This window comes from Brevundimonas sp., from assembly GCF_016463485.1.
Classification (GTDB): Bacteria; Pseudomonadota; Alphaproteobacteria; order Caulobacterales; family Caulobacteraceae; genus Brevundimonas.
Window position 1 is genome coordinate 1 of sequence record NZ_JAEMRD010000186.1, and the last position, 5550, is coordinate 5550.

Consider the following 5550-nt stretch of genomic DNA (forward strand, 5'->3'; position numbering starts at 1 on the left):
ACCGGGGCGTGATCGGCACCGGCGGCCGCGTCGCCATGCTCGGGCGCGGCGTGGGGGTCGGCGGCGTGGTCGGCGGAGGCCGCATGATCGTCGCCATGCCCGGCCTTGTCGTCCTCGCCATGGCCGGCCTCGGCGGCCTTGGCGGTGCGGCTCTCGTCGACGAAATCGACGCCGATGCCGACGATCTTCTGGCCCGGATCGGCGACGACGGCGGCGAAGCCCTGGACCCCGCCGGGCAGGACCGGGGCGGCGTCGATGGCGATGATCTCGAAGCCGATCTCGGCGCCGTGGGCGTCCAGCAGGGCGACGCGGATGGCGGGGGAGACGATCTCCTTGTCGCGGATGTTCCTGATGGCGCCCGAGACGACGACCTTGCCCGGGTCATAGGGGGCGACCTTGATCGCCATGGCCTCGAACGTCAGGCCGGTGCGGTTCACGGGCGAGCCGACCATGGCGTAGGCGGCCGCCGCGCGCGGATAAAGGTCCACCACCTCGACCCGGAACAGCCAGGCCGCCCCCAGGATGGCGACGAAGACGCTGGCCAGACCGGCCCAGACGGCGCCGTGGGTGGCGGCGCGGCGGACGCGGCGCTGTTCCTCGGCCCGGGCGCGGAAGACCTTGGGCAATTCGGGGGCCGGGGTCTCGGCGAGGGTTTCGGGGGCCTCTTCGCGTTTGCCGAATCCGGCCTGGACCGTGGTGGCGGGATCGGCGGGTTCGGACAGCTCCAGCGGCTCGTCGGCCAGGCTGGCGTGCCAGGTGTGGGCGCAGGTGCGGCAGCGGACGCGACGCCCGGTCGCGCCGATCGCTTCGTCGGGCGTGAAATAGCTGGTGGCGCAGGACTGGCAGGTCAGTATCATGCGGTCTGACTGTGGAGCTTCATCAGCCCCCTCCCGTCGAGGCGTCCGCGCCCCGGTCCAATAGAAAAAATGACTGCTCCGCCCCGTCTCGCCGCCGCCGATGAACCCGCGCCCGAAACCGTCCGCCTCGCGGGGGTGGGTTTCGGCTATGCCGATTCGCCCGACGTGCTGCGGGACGTTAACCTCATATTGCCGCGCGGCTCTTTCCACTTCCTTACCGGGCCGTCGGGGGCGGGAAAGTCGTCCCTGCTGCGGCTGCTGACCCTGGCCGAGCGGCCGACCGCCGGGCGGATCGCCCTGTTCGGACAGGAGGTGACGGACCTGCACCGCGCGGCAGCCCCGGCGTTCCGGCGGCGAATGGGGGTGGTGTTCCAGGATTTCCGGCTGCTGGACCATCTGGACCTGTTCGAGAACGCGGCCCTGACCCTTCGGGTCTCGGGCCGAAAGGCCGGGTCGTACGGCGCCGACGTCGAGGAGATGCTGCGTTGGGTGGGCCTGGGCGAGCGGATGGATGCGCGGCCGCCGCAGCTGTCGGGCGGCGAGAAACAGCGGCTGGCCATCGCGCGGGCCGTCATGGGCAATCCTGAACTGATCATCGCCGACGAGCCGACGGGCAGCGTGGACAAGGCCATGGCCGACAAGCTGCTGATGCTGTTCCAGTCGCTGAACAAGCTGGGGGCCACCGTCCTGATCGCCAGCCATGACGAGGCCCTGGCCGAGCGGTCGGGCGCGCGACGGCTGCGGCTGGACCGCGGCAGGCTGACGGGAGCGGTCGCTTCTGGAGACCGGCCGTGAAGTCGCCGTTTTCCAGCCGTCCGGGTCTGTTGCCGCGCGATGCGGCCGGCGAGAGCTGGCTGGCGGCGGTGATTGCGGTGCTGTGTTTCATGGCCTGTCTGGCCGCCGTCGGGGCGATGGCGGCGGACCGGGCGGCGCGGGGCTGGGCCGGAGAGCTGAGGGCCGAGGCGACGGTCCAGGTGCGGCCTCGCGTTGGCGAGACCGGCCCGGCCGCGGCCGCCCGCGCCGCCGAGACCCTGGCCGGGGTCGACGGGGTGGAAGAAGCCGTGGCCATGGACCGGAAGACGGCCGAGGACCTGCTGCGGCCCTGGCTGGGCGAGGCGGCCCTGCCCGACCTGCCCCTGCCCTTCCTGGTGACGGTGCGGCTGGACCGGGAAGCTCCGGCCTCGACCGTGGTGCTCAGCCGGGCGCTGGCGCAGGCGGGGCTGGACGCCAGTGTCGACGACCATTCGCTGTGGCGCGGCGAGGTCGAGGGGGCGGCCAATCTGATCACCGCCCTGGCCATCGCGGGCTTCCTGTTGACCGCAGGCGCGGCGGGGGCGGCCATCGTCTATGCGACGAGGGCGGGGATGAAGGCGCAAAGCGCCGTGATCGAGACCCTGAGCCTGTCGGGGGCGACCGAGAGCGGTATCGCCTGGCTGTTCCAGCGGCGGTTCGGCCTGCTGGCGGCGGGGGCTGGACTGATCGGCGCGGGCGCGGCAGCTGTCCTGGTCGCGGGGTTGCGGGCGCTCGGCGGAGAGGTGGGCCTGACGGCGGCCCTGCCCCTGGCCTGGAGCGACGTCCTGTGGCTCTCGCCATGTCCCCTGCTGGCCGCTACGGTGGCGCTTGTGGCGGCCAGAATCGCCGTGTTCGGAACACTTGGCGGCCGCAAGGCCTGACGATAGGGAGATCAGATGAAGTTTCTGACGCTTATCGGCATCGTCGCCCTGGTCTGGGTGGTCGGCCTGTTCGCCTTCGCGGACCGGGTGCGCGGCCTGACGCCGGCCGATCCGCCCGAGCGCGCCGACGCCATCGTCGCCCTGACCGGACCCTCGGCCGAGCGGGTCAATGCCGCCATCCGCCTGCTGGACCAGGGCAAGGGCGACCGGGTGCTGATCTCGGGCGTCAACAAGGAGGTCCGCCGCCAGGAGTTGCGCGCGCTGACGCCGGGGTCGAACCGGCTGTTCAACTGCTGCGTCGACCTGGGGTTCGAGGCCGAGGATACCGAGGGCAATGCCCAGGAGATCGCCGCCTGGGCCCGGTCGCACGGCTATGACGACCTGATCGTGGTCACCTCCGACTATCACATGCCGCGCTCGCTGGTGGAGATCCGCAGCGTGGCGCCGGGCATCCGGCTGCACCCCTATGCGGTCGAGACGCCGTCGCTGGACAACTCGCGCTGGTGGAAGGCGGCGGTGACGGCGCGGCGCATGACGCTGGAATACATGAAATATCTCGCCGTCCTGGGCCGTGAGGGCCTGCACCGGATCACCGGTCGGCACAGCGAGCGCGAGACCCTGACCCCGACGCCGGTCGAACCGGAGGCCAGACTGGAGAAGGCAGAATGACCACGATCCGGTCGCTGCTGTTCGTCGCCTGGCTGTATCTGTCGATGGCGATCTTTGCCGTCGCCCTGTCGCCGGTCCTGTTGCTGCCGTACCGGGCGCCGATGACGGTGATCCGGATGTGGGCGCGGTTCGTTCTCTTCGGTCTGCGCTGGATCGCGGGCGTCAAGGTCGAGGTGCGAGGGCTGGAGCATCGGCCGGTCGGGGCCGCCCTGATCGCCTCCAAGCATCAGGGGATGCTGGACGTCATCGCGCCCTTCGCCTTCCTGCCGGACAACTGTTTCGTGATGAAGAAGGAGCTGATGCCCCTGCCCTTCTTCGGCTGGTTCGCCTGGAAGACCAAGATGATCGCGGTCGATCGCTCGGCCCATTCCAAGGCGCTGAAGGACATGGTGCGCCAGGCCCGGACCCGGTTCGCCGAGGGCCGCCAGATCCTGATCTTCCCGGAGGGCACGCGCGGCCTGCCCGGCGCCGCGCCCGACTACAAACCCGGCATCGCAGCCCTGTACCGCGACCTGGACAGTCCATGCGTCCCCATGGCCACCAACTCGGGCGCGCACTGGCACGCCAAGGGCTTCCGGCGGACGCCGGGGACGGTGGTCTATGAGTTCCTGCCTGTGATCCCGGCGGGGCTGAAGCGGGCCGAGTTCATGAGCCTGCTGGAAGCGCGGATCGAGGGAGCGTCGACCGCGCTGTTGAACGTCTAGCCCGCCGCGAACTCGCTGAGGGCGTCCAGGACGGCGCGGTTCTGGTCCTCGGTGCCGATGGTGATGCGCAACGCGTTGGGAAGGCCGTAGCCGCCGACGCCGCGGACGATGATGCCTTTCGACAGCAGATGCTCATTGGCGGCGGCGGCGGTCAGCCCCTGGTCAGGGAAGATCACCAGGACGAAGTTGCCGACGCTGGGCAGGACGTCGAAACCGAAGCCCTTGATCGCCTGGGTCAGGCGGGGACGCCAGGTCTGGACCAGGTCGCGCGAGGCGGTCTGGTGGGCTTCGTCGGCCAGGGCGGCGGTGGCGGCCTCGAGCCCCGGGACGCTGACGTTGAACGGCAGGCGGATGCGGTCGATGGCCTCGGCGACGGCGAGCGGCGCATAGCCGAAGCCGATGCGCAGACCGCCGAGCCCGTGAATCTTGGAGAAGGTCCGGGTAACGACGACGTTGGCGGCGTGACGCGCCAGCGGGAAGGCGGTTTCCCAGTCGGGCTCGGAGACGAACTCGGCATAGGCCTCGTCGATGACCAGAAGGACATCGGGGGAGAGTGCCGCGTGCAGGCGACGGATTTCCTCGGCGGTATTGTAGCTGCCGGTCGGGTTCGACGGGCTGGAGACATAGACGATCCGGGTCCGGTCATCGACCAAAGCCAGCAGGCCGTCGATCTCGCATTTGTAGTTCGGCTCGGGCGCCTGTCGGACCGTGGCCTCGCAGGCCTTGGCCGAGATCTGATAGGCGAGGAAGCCGTACTGGCCGCAGACGATATTGTCGCCGGCGGTCAGGTAGGTCTGGTTCAGCAGGGCAAAGACCTCGTCCGAGCCGTTGCCGAAGATCAGCCGCTCAGGCTCCAGTCCGTGGTGCTCGGCGACGGCGTTGCGCAGCTTTGTGGCGCGGCCGTCGGGGTAGATGTGGATATTCTTGAGGGCCGCCGCATAAGCTTCGCGGGCCATTTCCCCGGCACCCAGGGCGTTCTCGTTTGACGACAGCTTCATCGGCTCGGCGACGCCGGCGATCGAGGACTTGCCCCCGACATAGGGGGCGATGTCGAGGATGCCGGGCTTGGGGGTGGGCGCGAGCGTGTCGGTCATGGCGGGATTGAATCTCAATAGACGGGGGCGGCACCGATCACGCCCTTGAGGGCGCCGGGGGCTGCCGAAAGCCGCCCGTCCTGAGCCTGCACATAGCCCGCCAGCACCACCAGCTTCAACCCGCCCGAGACGACGAGCAGGTGGCCGGACACGCCGACCTCGGCGAGTGCCTGGGTGAGCCGGGCCTCCGGCAGGGCGCTGTCTGTGATCCAGAAGGTGCGATCGTCGCCGGTTGGGCCTGAGGTTTCCTTCGACACCATCAGAGCCCGGGGGAGGCCGAGCGCGTCGTCGGGCAGGGCGGCGATTACGCGCAGATCGGGCCGGGCCAGCAGCCGGCCCCACCAGGGCTTTGGCGTGTCGAGGTCTATGACGGCGCGGGCCCCGGCAAGGGCCTCGCTCAGGGCGGCGTCGGAATCGGCGACGGCGCGGACGGGCAGGCCGAAGCGGTCGGCGGCGACCTGTTGCGCCGCCGGGCCGCAGGCGACGAGCGGCGGGGCGGACGGGGCCGACAACCGACCCCAGACGGCGCGCAGCAGGACAGACTGGCGATGGC

Annotated in this window: 7 protein-coding genes; 4 read left to right on the forward strand and 3 right to left on the reverse strand. The window is 70.4% G+C overall.

Features of this window, described 5'->3' with window-relative positions; genetic code table 11:
• A partial coding sequence (locus JHC99_RS17225; protein ID WP_292155878.1) for an MJ0042-type zinc finger domain-containing protein occupies window positions 1-857 on the reverse strand: 857 nt, incomplete at its 3' end.
• A 69-nt stretch (window positions 858-926) separates the two neighbouring features.
• Here JHC99_RS17225 and JHC99_RS17230 point away from each other — a divergent pair.
• Genes JHC99_RS17230 through JHC99_RS17245 form a run of 4 tightly spaced genes read left to right on the forward strand, consistent with a single transcriptional unit; the run spans window position 927 to window position 3903 of the window.
• Window positions 927-1652, forward strand: a complete 726-nt coding sequence (locus JHC99_RS17230) for an ATP-binding cassette domain-containing protein (RefSeq protein ID WP_292155879.1) — start codon at window positions 927-929, stop codon at window positions 1650-1652.
• Window positions 1649-2530, forward strand: a complete 882-nt coding sequence (locus JHC99_RS17235; RefSeq protein ID WP_292155880.1) for an ABC transporter permease — start codon at window positions 1649-1651, stop codon at window positions 2528-2530. The genes JHC99_RS17230 and JHC99_RS17235 overlap by 4 nt, the downstream gene beginning before the upstream one ends.
• Window positions 2531-2545: 15 nt before the next feature.
• Entirely contained in the window at window positions 2546-3199 is a 654-nt protein-coding gene (locus JHC99_RS17240; RefSeq protein WP_292155881.1) for a YdcF family protein, read from the forward strand.
• On the forward strand, window positions 3196-3903 hold the full coding sequence (locus JHC99_RS17245) for a 1-acyl-sn-glycerol-3-phosphate acyltransferase (RefSeq protein WP_292155882.1): 708 nt from the start codon (window positions 3196-3198) through the stop codon (window positions 3901-3903). The genes JHC99_RS17240 and JHC99_RS17245 overlap by 4 nt, the downstream gene beginning before the upstream one ends.
• Here JHC99_RS17245 and hisC read toward each other — a convergent pair.
• Window positions 3900-4997 carry a histidinol-phosphate transaminase gene (hisC, locus tag JHC99_RS17250; protein ID WP_292155883.1) on the reverse strand — a complete coding sequence of 366 codons (1098 nt, stop codon included), beginning with the start codon at window positions 4995-4997 and terminating at the stop codon, window positions 3900-3902. The two genes, JHC99_RS17245 and hisC, sit on opposite strands and share 4 nt — an antisense overlap.
• A gap of 14 nt (window positions 4998-5011) precedes the next feature.
• The coding region (locus tag JHC99_RS17255) for a hypothetical protein (RefSeq protein WP_292155884.1) at window positions 5012-5550 on the reverse strand (539 nt) is incomplete at its 5' end.